Annotated in this window: 9 protein-coding genes; 4 read left to right on the top strand and 5 right to left on the bottom strand. The window is 70.8% G+C overall.

Features of this window, described 5'->3' with window-relative positions; all coding sequences use genetic code 11:
* Positions 1 to 340 precede the first annotated feature (340 nt).
* Complete coding sequence (locus CAP_RS21215; protein ID WP_044243983.1) at positions 341 to 5,002, top strand: HEAT repeat domain-containing protein; 4,662 nt, start codon at positions 341 to 343, stop codon at positions 5,000 to 5,002.
* A gap of 32 nt (positions 5,003 to 5,034) precedes the next feature.
* Positions 5,035 to 6,228, top strand: coding sequence for an acyl-CoA dehydrogenase family protein (locus CAP_RS21210; protein WP_044244008.1), 1,194 nt, complete (start codon positions 5,035 to 5,037; stop codon positions 6,226 to 6,228).
* Between the two features lie 895 nt (positions 6,229 to 7,123).
* Here the strand turns inward: CAP_RS21210 and CAP_RS21205 are convergent.
* Entirely contained in the window at positions 7,124 to 9,148 is a 2,025-nt protein-coding gene (locus tag CAP_RS21205) for a bifunctional acetyl-CoA hydrolase/transferase family protein/GNAT family N-acetyltransferase (protein WP_231511602.1), read from the bottom strand.
* Positions 9,149 to 9,271: 123 nt separating this feature from the next.
* Between CAP_RS21205 and CAP_RS21200 the strand changes: the two genes are divergently transcribed.
* Entirely contained in the window at positions 9,272 to 12,493 is a 3,222-nt protein-coding gene (locus CAP_RS21200; protein ID WP_231511601.1) for a TonB-dependent receptor, read from the top strand.
* A 226-nt stretch (positions 12,494 to 12,719) separates the two neighbouring features.
* Here the strand turns inward: CAP_RS21200 and CAP_RS21195 are convergent, their stop codons facing one another.
* The 3 genes from CAP_RS21195 to CAP_RS21190 all read right to left on the bottom strand — a co-directional run bounded on the left by CAP_RS21195 (position 12,720) and on the right by CAP_RS21190 (position 16,610).
* Entirely contained in the window at positions 12,720 to 14,372 is a 1,653-nt protein-coding gene (locus CAP_RS21195; RefSeq protein ID WP_044243982.1) for a cyclic peptide export ABC transporter, read from the bottom strand.
* Between the two features lie 291 nt (positions 14,373 to 14,663).
* Positions 14,664 to 14,792 (bottom strand): hypothetical protein, encoded by a 129-nt coding sequence (locus tag CAP_RS55045; protein ID WP_269324515.1) that lies wholly within the window; start codon positions 14,790 to 14,792, stop codon positions 14,664 to 14,666.
* 39 nt (positions 14,793 to 14,831) lie between these two features.
* Entirely contained in the window at positions 14,832 to 16,610 is a 1,779-nt protein-coding gene (locus tag CAP_RS21190; protein WP_156041004.1) for a serine/threonine-protein kinase, read from the bottom strand.
* Between the two features lie 546 nt (positions 16,611 to 17,156).
* Here CAP_RS21190 and CAP_RS21185 point away from each other — a divergent pair.
* Positions 17,157 to 18,419, top strand: a complete 1,263-nt coding sequence (locus tag CAP_RS21185; protein WP_081865115.1) for a M16 family metallopeptidase — start codon at positions 17,157 to 17,159, stop codon at positions 18,417 to 18,419.
* 163 nt (positions 18,420 to 18,582) lie between these two features.
* Here the strand turns inward: CAP_RS21185 and CAP_RS45180 are convergent, their stop codons facing one another.
* The gene (locus CAP_RS45180; RefSeq protein ID WP_052375608.1) at positions 18,583 to 22,044 is read right to left on the bottom strand and encodes a beta-ketoacyl synthase N-terminal-like domain-containing protein; all 3,462 of its coding nucleotides are present in this window, start codon (positions 22,042 to 22,044) and stop codon (positions 18,583 to 18,585) included.
* Between the last annotated feature and the right edge of the window lie 116 nt (positions 22,045 to 22,160).

Below are 22,160 nucleotides of genomic sequence, written 5' to 3'. Positions count from 1 at the left end.
AGTTCACCAGAAAGGCCCGATTGCCAGTCTGGGTGTCGACGACCCTATCGGAGCAGGCTGCATGGTGCGAGCGATTTGACCGTGCGCACATTCATTATGGTATGACGGCCGCACACTGCGCTATCGCGCCATCGTCGCGCGGCTGTAAAATGGCGCTTGTTCGAATGGGATCGACCCGAAACGTGCATTGAAGAGCGGTCCGGCTGTAGAGCTGAATGCGCGCCGACGCACGCGCCTGGGCGTACGCAATCTTCACGCGCGTATCCGGGGATGCGGGACGCGACGCACGCCGGTTCTCCGGCGCTGGTCCCGGGCACCCACCTGGGGTACGGACCCCTCCATGGAGCCCTTCGCCAGAGGCCGCGGCGCCGTCTCCGACCCCAGCGGGGCGGTGTCGAACGAAGCCGTGCGCGCCGAGGTCCGGATCTGGATGCTCGGCACGCTCCGTCCGCCGCTCGCGTTCCTCCGGGAGAGCTTGATCTCGGCCGATCCAGCCGAGGCGCTGGCCGCGGCGACGGCGCTCGCGACACGCGTCCGAGAAGGCGAGGACGAGCCTGGCACACTCGCGGGCTGCGTGCCCCGCGCCCTCTTCACGCTCGCGCACGAGGCGCAGGAAGTGCTCGCCGAGCTGGTCATCGAGGGCCTGCCCCTGGAGATCCCGGAGTTCCCTGGAGACCTCCCAACAGAGATCGCGTGCCGCTTCCGGTGCGCGCAGCTCCTCGCGTCGCCAGAGCGCCTCTCGCGTGGCGAGGCGACGGCGCTGGATCTGCGCGCCGTCGCCGACGCGCCCGTCGAGCGCGCGCTCGCCTCCGGGCTCTGGCGCCGGGCAGCGGGCCACCTGCAGCCGGCGATGCAGGAGATCGCGATCACCATGGCGCGCGCCGGGCTCTCGGGGGCGCTTCTTTCCCCGGGAGCCGCCGAGGAGGTGCTCCTCGACATCGCGCGGCGCTCGTCCGAGGCCGTGGCGGCACGCGCACTCGGGCTGGCCGCGGAGCCTTGGGCGCAGGGCCTGCCGTGCCCGCCACTCGCCGCGTGGATGGAGGGGGAAGAGGTGGCGCTCGCGGCCGTGCGCCTCGCGGCAGCACGCGGTGACAGGGCCTGGGTGCGACGGTTCGCGACGGGCAAGGCCGTGGCCCGTTCCGCGCGGCGCGCGGCCATCTCGACGCTCGGCGCGCTCGGCACGCTCGGCGATGCAGAGGATGCAGAGACGTTGCTCGCTCTGGCGGAGGAGGATCCTCCAGGGGCTGGCCGCGAAGCGATCGAGGCACTGCGCGGGCTGAAACGGCGCGGGATCTCACCCGACGAGGATCAGGCACGCCGGCTGATCGCCCTCGTCCTCGCCCATGACGGCTTGCCCCTCGAAGCCGCCGCGGAGTGCACGAGCAGCCGCGCCGATGCGCTCGTCCCGGCAATCGACCAGCACGCCTCGGGGGCGGCGTCGAAGGAGAGGATCGCGCGGCTCCTCGCGGCCTTCGGGACACGGAGGACCCTCGGGCGGCTCGTCGAGCTGGCGGGGAGCGCGGCCGATCCTGTCCTGGGTCGGGCCGCGATCCGGGCGCTGGGCAGGCTGGAGGAGCGCGCGGCCGAGGCCGTGATCCTGGCGAGGCTCGATGCCGAGCCAGAGGCGTGCCTGGAGGCCCTGGGGCGGGTGGGCGGCGCCGCCACGGTGGCGCGGTTGCAGAAGGTGCTCGACGGGGCGCCACCACCCTGGCTCCCGGGGGCGCTCTCCGTCCTTCTCCGGCTGGATCCTTCCCCCCAGGTGCTCGCGGCGGCCGCCCTGCGGGGAGCGATCTCCGCGGAGGCGCTCGAAGCCCTGCCGGCGTACGCCAGCGCAGGGCAGATCGAGGCGCTCGCCGCCATCGCGGCGGCCCCCGGGCACCCGCTCCGCGCCCCGTCGATCCGCGCCCTCGGCCGCACCGGGGGACCGCTCGCGATCGACCCACTCGCCGCGCTCCTGACCGATGGCGACGAGGGCGTTCGGGAGGTCACCGTCGCGGCGTTGCGCGCGCTGGGGCAGCGCCTCGCCACGCCGGAGCCGCCGCTCGCGTGTCTGGAGGGTGCGGCGGATCCCGGCGCGGCCATCGTCGCGGAGGCTGCCCTGCGGCGCTTGCGTCCCCGGCCCGACTCCGTCGCGGAGACCACCCTGCTGCTCGATGCGGTCATCGGTCATGATCACCCGCACCTCGTCCGCGTGGTGCGGCCCCTCCTGCGGCGGGAGAGCCCGGAGATCCGCAAGCGCGCCCTGGCCTGCCTCGCAGCAGCGGGGCCGGCGTGCGCCGCCTGGGTCGTGCCGTACCTCGACCCCGGGGCGCCGCACCCCGTCGCCCGTCAGGCATTGATCGCCCTCGGGCGCGCCGCGGTGCCCGGCACCGGGGCGACGATCGCCGGGTGGCTCTCGCATCCGAACATGAACCTCAAGAAGACGGCCGCCGAAGCGCTCGTCGGAAGCCGCGACCCGGCAGCGATCCCGGCGCTCGTCGAGGTGCTCGCGCGCCATGACCAGCCGGGCTACCGGGATCTCGTCGCGCATGCGCTCCGCGCACTGGCGGGGCCATTCCATCGGGCGCTGCTCGTCGAGCGGCTCGCCACGGCAGGGGAGCCGCGCAGCGAGGCCTTGCTCGCGTCCACGCTCGCGAGCGCCTTCACGCCGGCGGAGCTTGCCGCGCTCGTGACGCGCCGGCCCGACCTCCCCACCGTCCTGCTCCAGCAGGCGTATGCGGTGAACGGCGCCCACCGCGCGGGGACATGCGGGGAACTCGACGCCGAGCTTCGCCGCCGCCGCGCCGGGCAGCGCATCCCGCGCGAGGCTGACGTGGCGCCTCAGGACCCGCTGCGGACAGGTCTCGCGCGCGCGGACGACCTACGCGGCGCCGCGGCGCTGCGGGCGCGGCTCCGGGAGGCCCCCTTCACCGCGGCGCCGTCGCCAGACCTCGTCACCGGCATCCAGGCGGTGGGGGCTGCGGGGATCGACACGCTCGGCGCCGCGGGGCTGACGGTGCCCGAGCAGCGCGTCCTCGCCGCGCTCCTGCCGCAGCTCGACGCCGTGACGCGCGGTGATGCCATCGCGCTCCTCGCCACGGCGACGGATCCCTCGGTCCTGTGCCGCGTGCTCCCGTTCGTGGATGGCCGCGGCGCGCTCGATCCACGCCATGGACCGCTGCTCGCCGCGCTCGTCCAGCGGAGCGGCCCGGCGACCGCGCGCTCCCTGAGCCTCGACCTGCGCCCCGCCGTGCGCGCCCGGGCGGCCTCCGTGCTGCGGCTCGCGGGAGAGGCGGCGCTCACGTCCACGCCGCCGGCCGAACGCCCTGCCCTGCTCCGGGCGTGGATCGACGCGGGGCGCGAGGAGGAGCTGCGCGCGGCGCTGGAGGGTCGGGAGGCGCTCTCCCTCGCGGTGGTCGCCCGCCTCGTGGCCGAACGCTCCGGGGCCGCCGCGGCGTGGGCGCTCGCAGAGCGGTGGGTGGCCGAGAGCCCCCTGGAGCGAGCGCCGGGGCTCGTGGATCTCGCGTTCCTCGGCGAGGTCGCCGCACCGGCGCTCCGCGAGCTTTCGCAGGGCGATGCGCGCGGCGAGGTCCGCGCGCGCGCGCTCGTGGCGCTGACCGCCATGCGCAGCGCGGACCTGGCGCTCCTCCGGTCGCGGCTCGGTGACATTCACCCCGACGTCCGCGAGGCCGCGGCGGAGGCGCTCGCCCGCACCGGCGACCGTGACGACCGCGCGCGCGTGCGCGATGCCTGGATGGCGGGAGCGCTCCACGGTGCCTTCCACCTCGCGCTCGATGCGCAGGATGCCCCTGCTGTGGCCGCGGCCGTGGCGGGCGCGACGACCGAATCCGAGGCGCTCCGCCTCCTCGGCCCGCTGGCGGCGCTCCCCCCGGCCGACCGCGTCCCGCTGCTGCTCGCGCTCCGGTCCTCTCCCCATCCACGCGCCTCCGCCGCAGCCCGCGACGCCTTGCGTGCACTCCCCGCTGCCCACGTCCTGCCGCATGTCGAGGCCCGGCTCCGCGCCGGTGAGGTCGCGCTCCTCGATGTCGTCGGCGCGCCGGGTGCCCTGCCCGCGGTGCTCGCCGACCTCGCGCGTCTCGCCCGCAGCCCCGAGGCCATCGGGGCCTGGCTCCGCTTCTCCTCGCGCACGGCGGGGGCGGGCCTCCTGTATGCGGCGGGCCTCGGGCCATCGATCGCGGCGTGGGCGTCGGCGGAGCCCTCTCCTGGAGCCCTGTCGCTCCTCGCCCGCCTCACCGACTGGTACGACGAGCAGCACGCACAGGTGCTCCTCCGCGCTCTCGCGCCTGCGCTGTCCGGCACACACCGCGACGCCGTCCTCGGCGCGATCCTCGACGCCTTGCGCGAGCAGCCACCGGCGCTGGTCTCGCGCGTGCTCTCGGGGATGGTGCGCCCCACCGACGCCGCGGCGCTCCGCGCCCTCGCCGAGGCCGAAGCGGCGTCGCCCGGCCTCCTGGCGCTCCTCGCGCCGACGCTGCGCGCCGCGGTGGAGCGCGCGCTCGACACGGCGCTCGACGTGGCAGATCCGGAGAAGGCGCGCCTGCTCCTCACGTACTTCGCGGACCGCGACGGCCCCCTCTCCGCCTCCGCGCGCGAGCGGGTCCTCACCCTGCTGGAGCGCCACGTGCGCTCCCCGTCGCGCCGGGTGAGCCTCCACGCGCACCGCCTCCTGCGCGCGCTGGCCCCGCGCGAGCGCTACCTCCGCGCCACCCGGGCGCTGCTCGACGACCCCGATCCCACGACCGTGCGCCTGGCGCTCCGCGTCCTCGCGTTCGGCGGCGATGCGGAGTCGGCCGCGGCGATCGCCGAGCGCCTGTTCCACCCCCACGCCGGGGTCGCGCGCGCGGCGCGGGAGGGGCTGCTCGCGCTCGGGCAGGCCGCCGTGGCCCCGCTCCTCGGCGGCCGTGCCCGCCTCCGGCCCGACCGCCGTGAGGCCATCGACGCCATCCTCGACGAGATCCGGGGCCGCAGCGGCGGCAGCAGCGCAGGGAGCGCGGCATCTTGAGAGCGCTGCCCGCAGGTGGCACCGTGCGCGGCATGCTCCAGTCCCCCGATCGTCTGAACTCCCTCGCCCTCGCCCTCACCGACGAGCACCGGCTCCTCTGGGAGTCCGCCCGCACCTTCGCGCGCGAGCGGGTCGCATCGGGGGCTGCCGAGCGGGACAAGACCGCAGTCTTTCCCTCGGAACTCCTCCCCGAACTCGCGGAGATGGGCCTCCTCGCGATGAAGGTGCCCGAGGAGGACGGTGGCTCCGGAGCGGACAACGTCGGCTACGTGCTGGCCATGGCGGCCATCGCCGAGGCGTGCGCGTCGACGGCGGTCATCCTCGCTTCGAGCAACCTGGCCACGAAGATCCTCGCCGATCACGGCACCGAGGCGCAGCGGGAGCGCTGGCTCAGGCCGTATGCGCGAGGAGCGCTGGGGCCCGCGAGCTTCGCCCTCACCGAGCCCCAGGGCGGCTCGGACGCCGCGACCCTCCGCACGAGCGCGCGCCTCGACGGCGATGCCTGGGTCCTCACCGGCTCGAAGATGTGGATCACCAGCGGCGCCCACGCGGGCATCCACCTCGTCTTCGCCCGGACCGAGCCCCAGGGCGGAGCCCGCGGCATCGGCTGTTTCGTGGTCGAGCGCGGCACCCCGGGCCTCACCGTCGGCGCCGAGGAGGACAAGATGGGCCTGCGCTCCTCGGGGACCGTGGCCCTCCACTTCGAGGACTGCCGCATCCCCCGGGAGAACCTCATCGGCGCCCCGGGCTCAGGCTACGGCCTCGCCCTCGGCGCGCTCGGCGCCGGCCGCATCGGCATCGCCGCGCAGTGCCTCGGCATCGCCGAGGCCGCCATGGTCGAGGGCCTCTCCTATGCGGCGGAGCGCCGGGCCTTCGGGGAGCGGGTGCTCGACTTCCAGAACTCGCAGTTCGTGGCCGCGAACTGCCGGATGGATCTCGACGCCGCCTGGCTCCTGACGCTGCGCGCGGCGCTGCTCCTCGACCGCGGTGAGCGCGCGCGGATGGAGTCGAGCATGGCCAAGGTGGTCGCATCGGAGGCCTGCGGGCGCGTGGTCGACGCCATGCTCCAGCTCCACGGCGGCTACGGGTACTCGCGGGAGTACCGGATCGAGCGGCTGTACCGCGACTGCCGGGTGACGCGCATCTACGAGGGGACGAACGAGATCCAGCGGGTGGTGATCGCGCGGGAGCTGCTCCGGGACCACGCCGAAGAGCGCTCTGCCTGAGCCTCCGGTCCACCTCGCGCAGATGTCGTGCGGCCCACCGACGAGCCCCTCCCCCGCCTGGAGAGAGGCTGTCGATGTCCGCAGCCCTGACGGCGCCACCCGCGCAGGCTGCGCCGGGAGCCGAGGCCGCCACGTCGACCGACGGAAAGGGTGGAAGCGGATCCCGAACTTTTCTCCGCCACCCGGGAAGAGGTGCTGTCGGTTTCCGACACTGGCATGTCCGCCGCGGGAGAAGGTACGTCGGGTTCATCCCCCCGCGCCTTCCCGCACCGGGAGCCCTGCGGTGGGAGCGTCCTCCCACCTGTTCCGGAGGCGGAAGGAGGTACGCCGGTCCCCGTCACCCATGTCCCCCGCGGCAGAGGCGCGGTCGGCGCCCGCCCCCACCCTTTCCGCCGTGGAAGAACGCCCGTCGGCGGACGCCTGCCGCACCCTTCCCGCCGGGGAAAGGGTGTCGTCGGAGACCGCCCGCACCCCTCCCCGCCGGGGAAAGGGTACGGCGGGCGCCGACAGAGCCTCTCCCCGCCGGGGAAAGGGTACGGCGGGCGCCGGCAGAGCCTCTCCCCGCCGGGAAGAGGTGCGGGCGGTCTCCGACGACACCCTTTCCACCGGGGGAGGCCCCAGCCTGACCGGGCGACGGAACCACGGCGCGTGGGGGCGACAGGGTTGCGGCGTGTCCAGAGGAGCCTCCCCGCGCGGGAGCACCAGGATGGGCAACCTGCTGCGCAGGGGATGCGCGGGAAGGGTCAGGGGGCGACGATGGTGCGGAAGGTCGCGACCCCGCGCCGACGCCGACGCGACTCACCGGGGCAGAGCCCGGACAGTGCATCGTCACGGGGCGCCGCCATGTCGCCCCCACCTCGATGGGAACATCCGTGAAACCGAAAGCCCATGCGGCTCACGGCTTCCCGGGCGGCGCGAAGCGGGCGACGACGTGGTACACGCCGGTCCCCTCCGGGGTCACCACGAGCTGCAACCCGCTGCGCTGGAAGACGGACATCATCGCCTTGTTCTCCATCAGCACGTCGGCCTTGAACCCGGCGACGCCGCGGGCCTTCGCGATCTCGATGAGGCGCCGGAGCAGCGCCGTGCCGACGCCCTTGCGCTGCGCCTCGTCGCGGACGACGACCGCGAAGTCGCCGAGGTTGTCCTTGGGGTCGACGTCGTAGCGGGCCATGGCCAGGATGGTCTCCCGGTCCTCCTCGCGCGCGCAGGCGACGATGCCCATGCTCAGCTCGTCGTCGAGGTTCACGAGGCGCTGCATCTCCTCGTGGGGGTGGGCGCGCTTGAAGCCGAGGAAGCGCCTGTAGATGCTCTCGTCGGAGAGGTGGTAGAGGAGGTCCTGCAGCGCGCCCTCGTCCGAGAGGCGCACGGGGCGGAGCAGCAGCGCCTCTCCCGAGCGCAGGCGCGCGAGGTGCGCCTCGGAGATGGGCGACACGGCGCGCGGGACCACCTGGTCCGGGAACACGTAGCGGCGCTGCTTCGCGGCGTCGAGCAGGGCGGCGCGGTGGTCGGGGTGCGCGATCTCGACGAGGGCGAGCGCGCGCTCGCGGATGTTGCGGCCCCAGAGGTCAGCGATGCCGTGCTCCGTGACCACGTAGCGCACGTCGCCGCGGCTGGTGACCACGCCTGCGCCCTCTTCGAGCGCCGGGCGGATCCGGCTCACGGTGCCGCGCTTCGCCGTGGAGCGGAGCGCGATGATCGGCTTTCCGCCGCGGCTCCGCGCCGCGCCGCGGATGAAGTCCACCTGGCCGCCTATCCCGGAGAAGAACTTCCCCGACAGCGTGTCCGACGCGACCTGGCCGGTGAGATCCACGGCGAGCGCGGAGTTCAGGGCGATCATCCGGTCGTGGCGCGCGATGGTGAACGGGTCGTTGGTGAACGCCGAGGAGCGCATCTCCAGGGCCGGGTTGTCGTGCGCCCACGCGTAGAGCTCTCGGCTGCCGAGCAGGAACGAGGTGACGATCTTCTGGGGGAGGAGCGTCTTCGCCCGGCCGGTGATCACCCCGCGCTGGACGAGATCCATCACCCCGTCGGAGAGCATCTCGGTGTGGACGCCGAGGTCGCTGCGGTCGCGGAGCGCGGCGAGGACCGCGTGCGAGATCCTGCCGATGCCGGTCTGGAGGGTGGCGCCGTCGGGGACGAGGGTGGCGACGTGCTTGCCGATCGCCTCGTCGATCGCGTCGAGCGGCTCGGGGATCCGCTCCGGCAGCGCGTAGTCGACCGGCACGAGGTGGGCGATGCGATCCACGTGGAGGAACGAGTCTCCGTGGGTGCGCGGCATGCGGGGGTTGACCTCGGCCAGCACGAGCCCGGCAGAGTCCACGGCGGCGCGCACGATGTCGACGGAGACGCCGAGGCTCACGAAGCCATGGGCGTCCGGCGGGCTCACCTGGATGAGGGCCACGTCGATGCGCACCCGCCGCTCGACGATGAGCCGCGGGATGTCCGAGAGGAAGACGGGCATGAAGTCGGCGCGGCCCTCGTGGATCGCGTCACGAACGTTCTCGCCGATGAAGAAGGCGGTGTGCCGGAAGCGGCCTTCGAGCCCGGGGCGCACGTACGGCGCGGGGCCCTCGGTCATGAGGTGGACGATCTCGTTGTCCGCGAGGTGCTCGCCAGCGACGACCATCGCGTCCACGAGCACGGTGGGCTCCGCCGCGCCCGAGCCGATGAGGATGCGGCGGCCCCGCTGGATGGTGTGGATCGCCTCGGCCGCGGTGCAGACCTTGTGCGCGTAACGTTGGGTCCAGTCGAGCTTCAGATCCATGCCGGTGAGGTACAGGTAATCGCCCGGCGGCGTGGAGCGCCAGCGCTGTCTCGACATGAGCGCCCCCGCGCCGTCGTACGCGACGTCAATACCCGGCTGGAGTTCTGGTGCGGCGCGACCGACGGGGCCCGCAAGCTTGCTTGTCGCGCGCATCTGGTACTTCGGCTCGAAGGTCTTGTTGTTGCAACAGGTGATGTTGTTATTGATCGTGGGAATGCTGGCGCTGCACCCATGCTAGGGTCGCCGCGCCGCGCAGCACGCATCTGAAGGGGGCTCGTGAACCTGCACGTCACCGACACGCGAACCAGGCTGTCGCACACGCTGCGAGGCCTCGGGGTGGCGCTCCTCGTGGTCGCCGCCGTGTTCCTCGTCGCCTTCCCCGCGTTCGCGCAGGGGAACTCGGTCCTCATCGGCCGCGTCGTCGACGCCTCGACCCGCGCCCCGATCGCTGACGTCGCCGTCACCGCCACCGCCCCGGAGCTGCAGGGCGAGCAGATCGTGGTGACCGACGGCTCCGGCCAGTACCGCATCCCCAACCTCCCGCCCGGCAACTACACGCTCCGCTTCGATCGGGAGAGCTTCAGGCCCTACGCGCGCGGCGGGATCGCCCTCCGCACCAGCACCACGATCCGCGTCAACGTGGAGCTGTTGCCCACGGTCCTGGACTCGGGAGACCCGATCGTCGTCATCGGGCGCGCGCCGACGGTCGACGTCGGATCGAGCTCCACCGGCCAGAACATCAACCAGGACTTCATGCGCCGGCTCGCCGTCGCGCCGCCCTCCTCGAAGGGCGGCGCGCAGCGCTCCTTCGAGGCGGTCGCCGAGGTCGCGCCCGGCGCCCGCGCCGACACCTACGGCACGTCGGTCAACGGCGCCACGTCGCCGGAGAACCAGTACGTGATCGACGGCCTGTCGGTGAACGACCCGGCCTACGGCGTCGTCGGCACGCCCCTCACCATCGAGTTCATCAAGGGAATCAACGTCATCAGCGGCGGATACATGCCCGAGTTCGGCAGGTCCACCGGCGGCGTCCTCGACGTGGTGACCAAGAGCGGCGGCGACGAGTTCCAGGGCTCCGTCTTTTTCAACCTGACCCCCGGCGTGTTCGCAGGCCAGGCCAGGCCCGTGAAGAGCGAGGGCTCGACCGTCTCCACCGACCACCGCCTCTCCTCCATCCGCGACTACGGCTTCGAACTCGGCGGCCCTATCGTCAAGGAGAAGCTCTGGTTCTTTGCCGGCGTCGACCTCGCGTTCACGAGCCGCGAGCTGGAGCGCAACCTGAACAGCATCCGCGGCTTCGACGAGAACGATCAGCCCCTCACCGACGAGAACGGCTTCACCCTCACCGACCGCATCCCGGGCACCACGCAGCGCTACCGCGCCGAGGCGCTGAGCGTCCAGTTCATCGGCAAACTCACCTACCAGGTCAACCAGGACAACAGCCTGACCCTGAGCGTGTACGGCGCGCCGAGCGTCTCCGGCGGCGACGGCACCTTCGGCATCGCGCCAGCGAGCGACGCGGTCGAGGGGCGCCCCGGCTTGAACCTCTCCAGCACCTATTCGAACTCCGCCCACAAGTATGTCGCCACCGCGCTCGACGTCGCGCTGAAGTGGTCCACGGCGTTCGACAACAAGCGGCTGCTCATCGACACCACACTCGGCTGGCACCACCAGGATCAGGACATCCTGCCCTCCGACGGCAGCAGGCCCGGCACGCAGCGCGGCTACGCCGGCACCCGCGCCGTCGTCTACCGCCGCATCGGCCCCTACCACTCGATCACCGACTTCGAGCGGCTCCCGGCGGACCAGGCCGCGAGGTGCGCCCTGCAGCCCGCCGCGACCGATCTGGACCAAGACGGCGCGCTCGACGACGTCCGCGTCCCCTGCCCCGTGCAGCTCTACTACGCGGGGGGCCCGAACTTCCTCAAGGAGTCCACCCTCGATCGCCTCCAGCTCAAGAGCGTCGTCACCGCCCTCTTCGAGGGGCTCGGCCACCACGTGGTCAAGGCCGGCATCGACGGCGAGCTGATGACGTACCAGAACCTCAAAACCTTGAGCGGGCGACAGCTCCTCATCGAGAGCGTCGACGGCACGGCCTTCGTGGACAGCGGGGTGTTCGGCTTCCTGAGCGGCCCTCGGCCGGACGACTACCACATCGTCGATGCGTACGACGTGACGTCGCTGTCGACCACCGTCGGGGGCTTCGTGCAGGACAGCTGGAGCATCCTCGACAAGGTGACCCTCAACCTCGGGGTCCGCTACGACGCCCAGGTCCTGATCGCCAACGACGGCGAGATCGGCATGGTGCTGGCGAACCAGTGGTCTCCGCGCCTGGGCGTCATCTACGACGTCACCCAGGAGGGCCGCTCGAAGCTCTTCGCCAGCTACGCACGCTACTACGAGAGCGTCCCGCTCAACATCGTCGATCGCCTCTTCGGCAGGGAGCAGAGCCTCATCTCGATTCGCCCCGCCTCAGCCTGCGATCCGCGCGATCCGTCGACCGCCGAGGGGTGCCTCGACCCCTCGACCCGGCTCCCCATCGGCGCCCCGTACGACCCGAACCAGTACTCGTTCCCGTTCAACGCCAACAGGGCGGTGGTGGACCCCGACCTGAGCCCCCAGTCCTCGGACGAGCTGGTCCTCGGCGGCGAGCTCGAGGTCGTCGACAGCGGCCGCGTGGGCCTGACCTACACGAAGCGCTGGCTCAACGCCATCATCGAGACCATGAGCGTCGACGAGGGGGGCACCTTCTTCGTCGGCAACCCCGGCCGAGGCTTCACCGCCGACGTCCCCGAGGCCACGCGCGACTACGACGCGGTGACCGTCTTCTTCCAGAAGGCCTTCACCAACCTGTGGCTCGCCCAGGTGAGCTACACGGTCTCGTACCTGCGCGGCAACTACTCCGGCCTCTTCCGCCCGGAGACGGGTCAGCTCGATCCCAACATGAACACGGACTTCGACGTGACGTCGCTCCTCGTGAACCGCACCGGGCCGCTCCCCGGCGACCGCACCCACGAGATCAAGATCTTCGGCGCGAAGACCTTCGAGATCCCGGGCGGCATGCTGCTCGATCTCGGCCTCACCGCCCGCACCCAGTCGGGCAGCCCGACGAACTTCCTCGGCACGCAGTCCCGGTACGGCGCGAACGAGGTGTTCCTCTTGCCGCGCGGCAGCGGCGAGCGGCTCCCCTGGAACCACAGCCTCGACGGCCACCTCGGCTACGGGTTCCGGCTCGCGAAGGACAGCGACCTCCTGCTCGCCGTCGACGTCTTCAACATCATGAACTTCCAGGCGGCCATCGCGACGGACAACAGCTACACGCTCGCGAACGTGCTCCCCTGCACCGGCGAAAACGACGGCCCCGACAACGTCGATCAATGCGTCCGCTACCTGAACGGCGCCCCCTTCGATCCGAACGACAAGAACCCGAACTTCGGCAACCCGACCGCCTACCAGCAGCCACGCACCTGGCGCTTCGGCGCCCGCGTCACCTTTTAGGTACTGCGTACCCTGGCTCAGGGGCCTGTCGGCCACTGCGCTCCCGATGGTCGCTACCCCCTGGGGCCCATCGGCCCCCACGCTTCCCCGTCCTATGCAGCCTCGGCCGGTGCGGCATCGAGCTTCGCCCCCCCCAGCGGAGCAGGCGATGGGCGGGTTCCGCGTCCGGCGCCTGCGCGTGCGGCATCTGCGTCTTCCCTGGGGTCATGGCGATCCCGGCGACGGCTCAGCCGACCGGGGCGGCCTTCGACCGGGTGGCGTGCTCCTCGATGGACTTCACCTGCCCGTATTCGAGCGTCACCACCCGGTCTGCGTAGTGGAAGTAGCGATCGTCGTGCGTCACGGCGATGACAGTCTTCCCGCGCGCCTTGAGCGACGGAATGAGCTCGTCGTAGAAGTACCGGCGGAACTCGGGATCCTGGTCGGCTGCCCACTCGTCGAACACGCAGATGGGCCGGTCCTCCAGCAGGGACACGATCATCGCCAGCCGCTTGCGCTGACCCGTCGACAGGGAGCGCGTGGTGAAGCGCGCGTCGACATAGGACGTCTTGTCGGCGATCTGCATCTGCTTGAGGAGGCGCTGCACGAGCTGCTCGTCAGCGTCGAGCACGCCGTAGAGCTTGGAGAAGAGGTGGAAGTCCGCGAAGATGACGGAGAACATCTCGCGGTAGGACGCGACGTTCTCGGCCCGTATCTGCGTCCCATCCAGGCACAGGGTGCCGCTCGTCACCGGGTAGAGCCCCATCAGCACCTTCATGAAGGTCGATTTGCCGCTACCGTTGCCGCCGACGACGAAGACCACCTCGCCCCTGGTGATGGACAGGTTCATCGGCCCGATCTGGAAGGCGTGCTCATCCGCCTCGGTGGCATAGGCAAACCTGACGTCGTCCATCTCGATCGTCGAGAACTCGCCCTTCCAGGGATCCTCCGCCTTCTCCGGTGGAACGACGCCGCGCGCGGCGCGTTCGAGCTTCTCCTCCAGCGCTTCGATGTTCGCCAGCGCCATGTTCGACCGCTTGTACGCAGGCATGCCCCCCACCGCGCCGCCGAGGGGAGACCAGAAGAACAGCACCGCTCCGACGAGCGTCGTCACCTTCACGCTGTCGATGGACACGTGCTGGGGCAGGACAAACACCATCGTGATCAGCAGCACGAACAGCACGCACTGCGCGAGGATCAAGTTGTCATTGAAGAGATTGTTGGCGTTGACCGTGGCCGAGCGCAGCTCCTCGGTGGTGACCGAGATGTCTTGGCGAACATCCTGGGCGCGCCTCCGGCTCAACCGCATCTCCTTGACGCCTTTCAGCATGTCGGTGATCTGGTCGAAGAACGTGACGCGCTTCCTGGCCACCTCTCTGAGGTGCTCGCCGATCTCGGTGTTCCGCGCGAAGTACCGCATCATGCCCACGCCATTCAGCAGCATCAGGAGCATGAAGGCCGGCGGTGACAGGGAGAGGATGTAGATCGAGGCACACGCGAGGATGCACAGCGACTGGAGAAAGTTCGCGGTGATCCCGGCGGAGTCCGAGACGACCGACATGTTCTCCGTGATGCGGTCGTAGATCTCCGACGTCCCGAGCCGCTCGATTCCCTGGAGATCTGCGCGTTCGATCTTGTCGATGACCCGCAGTTTGATCTTCTTGAGCGCCTGCTCGATGATCGCCGTGGTGCGGTGGTACGTGCGCCGCGAGCAGACGATGTACAGCAAGACGCAGAGCGCGATCAGGATGAACGATCGCACCTTCTCGCCTCCCTCGGTGGCGGCAGCGTTGATCAGCGCGATGCCGAGCGCGTTCGCCCCTCCCGCCAGGGTCGCCGAGGCGATGAGCGAACGGCCCTCCCCGCTGGACTCTCTGCGAATCAGCTCCCAGAGCGTCATTCAGGCCCCAGCGCGCCGGAGGGAGATCGGACCATCATCAGCATTTCCCGACTTTTGTTCGCCCCGACTTTTGTTCGCTCGGACGGGACGACACGTGATGGTAGGGGCTGAGCGCAGTATCACGACGCTTCGCGGTGCACAGCTTCTCGGTCAGTAGTCGATCCCACGAGGTGCGTAAAGTTGCCTCGCTCCCGCCGCCGACGTCCACCCCACGCCGAGGCGGGGACACGTCCTGCCTCCCGCGAAGAGAGGCCCCGCGACCGGGACGAGGGGCGGCCGCGCAGGGCGCGTTCAGGCGGGCGTCGCAGCCTGCGTCTCGTCCGCCTCGCTGGCGGCCTGCGCATTGCGGCGCCGGGTCTTGATGCCATTCAGGGCAATGGCCGAACGGGACACGCGCGTCTTCTGGTAGGGCGCCAGCAACAGCTCGCCAAGGCCCGGCTCAGGTGCCGGCGCCCCTGCCTACGCTCCGCGCACCGTGACCTGGACGCCATCGTCGGCGCGGACCATCACCTGCCCGGGCGCGGTCGCCACGAACAGGAGCGGACCGATGCGCAGCGTCTCGTCGGCGCGCCTCGTGTCCAGCACCGCGCCGCGCAGCTCGGTCCCGTCAGGGGTCCTTCCACCCACCGTGAAGGCGATGCGCGAGGCGTCCATCGCGTAGAAGGCCGCGTGATCGGCCGGGTCGAGCGGCGCGAGCGGCGCGAGCGGCTTGACGTGGAGCGAGCAGCTCGGCTCCGAGCCGATGTAGTGCGGCACGCCGGGGGGGAGGTCGCTCTCGATCACGCCGTGAGCCGAGACCACCGACAGCCGCGGGCCCTCGGGGTCGGAGGTGGAGGCGAAGAGGGGCGGCCATGGCCATCGCATTCCCAGAGAGGATCGCGCGGTGACCACGACGCCGCACGCGGGGCACTCGCGCCGCAAGGCGCCGTGCTCGTCGGAGGTGGGCTCGCCCCGCAGCGAGCTCCACGCATGCGGGCACACCGCGCCGCCGAGGGTGACGAGCTGCGGCCGCGCGGACCAGCCCACCCGCGTCAGCGAGCCCGGGATGTCGGCGTCCAGGGTCAGCGCGACGTCGAGCGCCTGGGCGTCGTCGCTGAGGGCGAGGAGCGTGAGCGCGACGTCGCGGGCCCACGCGCTCCGGCTCCGGTCGAGGGCGAAGGCGCGCACCAGCGGCCGGGCCTCGGGGCACACGGCGAGCACCAGCTCGGCGAACAGGGGCACCGGCCTCTCCCGCGCGAGGGCGCCGAGCACGTGGCGCGCGACGGCCTCGCCCGCCTCCCCCGCGAGCGGGCCTGCGCTCGGCGCGTCCGCGCAGGCGACGAGCTCGGCGAAGGTGCTCAGATCGCCACCCTGCAGGTCGGCGCGCACCCGCCCGGGGGATGGCCTGCGCTCGTCCAGCAGCGACGCCAGCGCCTCGCGGAGCGCGCCCGCGTCCATCCCGAATCCCCGCCCGGGATCGCAGGCGCGGCCGACCACGTCGTCGAGCCAGGCGAAGCCTTCTGCGCGCGAGGAAGGCGACCAGTACTGCTGTCGGCTGGCGCCGAGCTGGTGGGCCGGCGCGCCGGTGACCAGGAGCGACAGCAGCGAGCCGAGCGCGAACACGTCCCCCGCGGGTGAGCTGCTCGGCGACGCGGCGCGGAGCAGGTCACGCACGCCGGCCCAGAGGTGCTCATGATCGCGGCCCAGGTTGCCGACCATGCTCCGCCCGCCCCCCCAGAACTCCAGCACGGGCCTGCCGTCGGGGCGCACGCGGACCGACGGGGCCAAGATGCCGCCGTGCCCGACGCCGGCAGCGTGGGCCAGCCGGCATGCGTCGGCCAGGCGCTCGACGATGCGCAGCGCGACGGCAGGCGGCAACCCGGCGCCGCGCGCGCGGTGCTGCTCCAGGTACTTCCGGCCGTCGACGCCAGCGGTGCGGTGGGTGAGGATGTGGCGGATCGGGCCATTCCAGCCGCTCTGCGGCGAGAACCGGTGGATGGTGCGATCGCGCGCGGTCCACGCGTCGAAGAACCGCGGCAAGGCGTCGTGGTCGTGGTCGCGCAGAAACGTCGCCGCGCGCTTCGAGAAGGCGTCGGCGTCCGGAGCGTGGACGTCTTCCAGGAACACGCTCTCGCTGTCGAGCAGGCCGTCGTGATCGAGCGCGAGCGCTGCAGCTTCGCGCCCCGTGCGCACCATCCAGACGGGGCCGCTGGAGGCGTCGCGGGACAGGGCCGTGCCTACACTGCCAGGGAGCGGCATGGACAGAGACTAGCAGCACCGAGCCCGCGCGGACGACGCGCCGATCCAGCCTTCTGCGGCGCTCGTTCCTTCTCGCGCCCATTCACCTCGACGCCCTCGTGGTGGACAGCGCGCATGCGGTCGTCGCACCCACCGCCGATTTCAGCCGACTGCCGCATCACCACGACGGAGAGGATCGCCATGCGTCGGTGCCGTGGATCGGCGCGTCGATCGCGTCACGACCGTTCGGCCCCCGGGGGCCTACGCGCGTGGCAAGCACACCGAGGGTCCCCTCCCCTGTGCCTGGCTGACGACGCGCAGGTCCCCGGACGAGCTTTCGGACGCAAGCACCTGGGACGAGCGCGCGTGGTCCTGGCCCTGGCACCCCTTCCGCATGGACTGGGAGGTGTGTGTCGCGTCCGCGGCCCCCTGTCACGGCGGTGGCCCAGGCGCGGATCGGGCGGCTGCAGGTGCAGGGCTGGGCCCGCAGCCTGCTGGCGAGGGTGAGGCGTGAGGCTCGTTGCTCAGTGGACAGCCCTGCCATGTGCGCGCGAGAATCCGCGCCCGATGAGGTCGAGATCGTTTGGGGTGCTGCTTTGCCTGGCCGCGCTGGTGGGCACGGGGGCCTCGTGCAAGTGCTCCGGCGGCGACAAGGGGCGCGCCGAGGTCCTGACGGAGCGGTCCTCCAGGCTGCAGAACGGGCTGCAGGTCGACCTCGTGGCCGGGCCTTGCAGCGACTCGGCGGCGCTCGTCGTCCTCGTGCGGCTGGGGATCGATCACGACCCGCCGGGGCGGTCGGGCATGGCGCAGCTCGCGGGGCGCGTGCTGGCGACGTCGGGCGCGGCGGGGCGGTCCCCACGCGTGGTCGAGGTCGGCGACGACCACACGCTGTACTCCGTCGTGGCGCAGGGCGACCAGCTCCTCGAAGAGCTGGACGAGGTGGCGGCGTGGATGTCACGGGCCACGCCGACCGAGGCCGACCTGGGGCGCGAGCGGGCACGCCTGCTCGAAGAGCTGGCGAAGCTGCAAGGGGCCGACGCCGCGGCGACGGCGATGAGCCTGGCCGAGGAGGCCCTGCGGCCGACGCGCGGCAACGGGAAGCGGCTCGGGATCGCCGCCGAGGTGGAGGCGATCACGCTCGCCGAGCTGCAGGCCTTCTGGCAGGCGCACATGACGGCGGGCAATGCGCGCCTCGTCGTGGCGGGGCGCTTCGACGCGGAGAAGTCCCGCGCGCGTGTCGAGGCGGCCTTCGGGCCCCTCCCGGCCGGGACGCCGCCCGCGCCGCGCGAAGCGGCGGACGCCACCGTCCGAGGGACCTTGGTGATGGGCGACGCGCCCACCGCCGTCGCCATCGTCGTCCCCGCGCCGGCGCTGTCCGATCCGCTCTACCCCGCCTTCCTGGTGCTCGCCGCGCGGCTCTCGGGCGAGCCCTCGCAGACCCGCACGTGGGAGGCACGCTATGACCCGGTCAGGCGCCCCGAGCTGCTCTTCATCACGGGGCCCGTCGGGCCGACGGAGCAGCCGGAGCCCGCCGCGGCGCGGATGCGCACCGAGGTGGCCACGATCCTCGCGCAGCCGCCTGGAGCCGAGGACACCGCGAAAGCCAAGGAGAGGTCGCGGCTCTTTCTCGATCCGCAGAGCCTTGATCCGGCGGTCTGTGCGAAGGACGTGCGCGCGTTCGCGACCGTCCGGGCGCGGAGGGCGCAGCTCGAGGGAGCGCCCTCCATCCAGGCGCTCGACGCGATCTCCAAGGCGCAGTTCGACGAGGCCGCCGCGCTCTTCGATGCGAAGTACTCCGCGGCGGTGATCGCGGGCGGAACCATCCGCTGAGTCCTGCATATGCCGAGCTGAGCCCTGGCGGCTCGACCCGCTGAAGGGACTCACGACGTGGAGTCCTGACCGTGTTGAAAGGGCCCGCGGATGCGGGCCCCGGGTTCAGTTGAAGGGGAGGGTCACGCCGGTCGGGAGGGGCGCCGTGACCAGAAGGCTGGTCTCACCCTCTCGCCCCCAGCGAGAGCGCGCTCAAGGTCCCGACGACATGGGCCATGACTTCGCCCTCGTTCTGTTCGGCATTGATGAACGAGTGGTTGCCCGCGAACTCCTGGTAGAGGAACGCTCGCGTCGTCAAGCGCTCCCACGCCCGCATGTCACCCTCCGAGACCTGAGCGTCCTGTCTTCCATGAAGCGCGACGATGGGAATGTGAAGCGGAGAGACCTGGCCCGGATCGAACGTCTCGACGGTGCGGAACGTCGCAACGATTGCATGTAGCTGGGCGCGGATGAAATCCCGGGTCAGGGAGAACAGGCCGGCGCTGTTCATCGAATCGAGCAGCGCGTCGATCACCCTCTCGACGAAGCGGTGGTTACGCGGGTCCAGGATCTCGTCCAGCGTGGGGATGTGCGAGATCCCGTGGTTGCGGTAGGTCTCCTTCAGCGCCACGACCACCGGGTTCGCAGGAAGGCAGGGCGCACTGAAGGCCCCTGCGAAGAGGACCTGTGGGGCTGGCAGCCCTCGCCGTTGCAGGTGCGAGCACCAGGCATAGGCGAGCAACGTGCCCGCGCTGTGACCGAGCATCGCATAAGGCCGCTGCAGATCATCGCGCGTCATGTCGGTGAGGCGCTCCGCGATGTCGGAGAGATGCTCCAGAGGGCGCTCCTTCAACCGGTCCCCGCGGCCCGGCAGCTCAATGGGCCTGACCTCGATGTGGTCCGGAAAGGTCTTGACCCAGTTCCGGAACATCGAGGCGGAGAGATGGCCATAGGGGAAGCAGTAAAGCCGGACGCGCGCCCCGGGCTTTTCGTGGCCCCGCACCCACCTGTCCTTGTCGAACGAGGGGCTCACCAGCTCGCGCCCTGGGCTTGCGGGAGGTGCGTCTTCCGCCCACGAAGGGTGGTGCTTCACGATGAGCCGCTGGAGATCCCGGACCGTGACCTCGAAGAGGTTGTTGATAGGCAAGCTGAACCGGTCGAGGATCGACTGCAGCTTCATGATCATGAGCGAGTCCATCCCCAGCTCCAGAAGCTCACGATCCAGAGGAATCTCGGCTGGATCGGTCTCCAGCAAGGCCCCGATCTCCTCGAGGAGGTGGCGGGGCGTCAGGCGCTCGACGCGACCAGGGTCGAAGGCGGCCAGCGACTCCAGCGCGCTCTCGTTCTGGGTCAAGCTCTGCAGGGTGGTCTCCCGGCATGCGATGACCACCTCCTGCTTCGCGTCATACACGGACCAGGACATCGCGAAGCGATTCGGCTCCGCGCTCGGCAAGAGCCTGGTGTACAGCCCGTAATGCTCCTTCGAGGTCAGCGGGCCTCGAATCGAGATGTCCCTCATCACCGTCGTCATGTGCAGGACGCCAGTCGAGGCCCCCTTCATCAAGAACCCTGGCTGGAGCACCGCGTCCAGGAACCCAGGGTGTACGCCGAGGCCGTAGCGACTGGCATCGAAGCTCAAGCGCAACGTCGAGAAGCTCTCGTCCGCATGGATCTCCGACGATTGTACGACCCGTACGAAGCCCATACCCGGGTAGCCCATCGCCGTGTACCGCTCGTAAAACGTCCCCTCGTCCAAGGTGATCGGCGCGCTCCCCAGCGCTCTGGGCGGGACGGCGCCGCAGTCCTCCCCGCTCGCAGGGGAGACCGAGGCCTTCGCGGCCCGTACCCACGTGGACCCCTCGGCCTCGTACCTGAAGTAGAAGTCGAACTCGTAGGCGCCCCGTTCACCCTCCCTCACGGCAACCTGAATCAGGGTATTCACCGGGCGGGAGACGTAGAGCAGGCGCAGGAATTCGATCGAATGAATGAGGATGCTCCTCGCCTGGAGTCGCTCCGCGAAGATTCTGTAGATCGTCTCGATGTAGAAGCCGATGTGGAAGTTGCCCGTGTCGCCGATGCCGAGCAGGTTCCACCCCTCGATCCGCAGGAGCACGCGCAGGATGTCCGGCGGCGCGTCCACGGCCTGGAAGTCCAGGAGCTTCTCCCCGGTCCCCCCGCTCTTGTCGGGTTTCTTCGCGCCGTTCGTGGGCTGTAGCCAGTAGGACTTCGCGTTGAATGGGTGGACGGGGTAAGTCGCCAGCAGGTCTCCCCTCCCCTTCCGAAGGTCCTCGGGCGGGCTCCTGAGCACCACGTGGCCGTTGACGCCGCCGAACCCGAACGAGCTGACGCCCGCGATCTTCTCGGGATCGGTCCAGTCGAGCGTCCGGTCGGGGAGGACGAACGAAGAGCGCTCCATGCGAAGGAGGGGGTTTACCGTCGTCAGGTGGTTGTTTCCGGGAATCTTCCCGAGGTGGATGCAGAGAGAGGCCTTGATCAAGCCGGCAATGCCGGCCGCTGGCTCCAGGTGACCGATGTTCGTCTTCAGGCAGCCGAGGACGCAGGGACGCCCCGGGGCTCGCCCCTGGTTCACCACGTTGCCGAGCGCCTCGATCTCGACGGGATCACCGAGGTAGGTCCCCGTCCCGTGGGTCTCCACGTACTGCACCTGGCTCGGCGCGATGCTCGCTCGCTGGAACGCCCTGGCGATGACCTGCTCCTGAGCGACACCATTCGGTGCGGTGAGGCCGTTGCTCTTGCCGTCCTGGTTCACGTAGCTCGCCGCAATGACGGAGTAGACCTTCGCCCCCCTGGCGCGGCTGTCCGATAGCCGCGAGAGCACCAGGACGCCGACTCCCTCACCAGGGACATAGCCATTGGCGCTCGTGTCGAACGTCTTGCACTTGCCGTCGGGCGCCAGCATGCTCGAATCCTGCAAGAGCCTCGTGAAGACTGGGTTCAGGTTGAGGCTGATGCCACCGACGATGGCATGGTCGATGACCTTCTTCGCAAGGTACTGGCAGGCAATGTCGACCGCGACCAGCGACGACGAGCACGCCGTATCGATGACGAGGCTCGGCCCGCTCAGATCGTAGTGGTACGAGATGCGGTTCGCCGAGATGGACAGGGCGTTCCCGGTGACGAGGAACAGGGCATTGTCCGGATCGTAGTGGCTCGCGGCCCGCATGTACTGGCTCGGGTAGTGCGAGATGAACACCCCCGTGTTCTTGAGATCAGGACGGCCGAGCAGCTCCGCGTCGACGAGCGCCTGATGAACGTTCATCAGCAGGAGCCGCTGCTGAGGGTCCATGCACCTGGCCTCGCGCGGGGAGATGCCGAAGAGCTCCGCGTCGAAGAGATCGATGCCTTCGAGGTAGCCGCCGAAGATCCGGGTGACGTCGGTGCCCAGCTCCTCGGGGTTGAGCCCGAGCAAGCCCAGACGTGCTGGCGGGTAATGGGTGACCCCATCGTAACGGGCGCAGAGCCTGTCCCAGAACACCTTCAGGTTCGGCGCTCCCGGGAACTGGCAGGACATGCCGACGACCGCGACGTCCTGCTCCACGCGGCGCCCCGCCTCGTACGAGGCGATCTTCTCGTTCAAGCGCTGGATCGTGTGCAGCGCTTCGAGGATCAACTGGTCATCAGCCACTTCAGGCTCCGTTCTGTGGCGACAGGTAGCTCTGTGCCAGTGCAATCGCGGCGCGGAGTCGACTTCGTGGATCCTCCACGCTCGGCGCGGGTGTCGTCACCGGGCCGGCCAGCGCG

The organism is Chondromyces apiculatus DSM 436 (genome assembly GCF_000601485.1).
In the GTDB taxonomy this organism is placed as follows: domain Bacteria; phylum Myxococcota_A; class Polyangia; order Polyangiales; family Polyangiaceae; genus Chondromyces; species Chondromyces apiculatus.
This window is presented reverse-complemented; position numbering and strand designations above follow the sequence as displayed.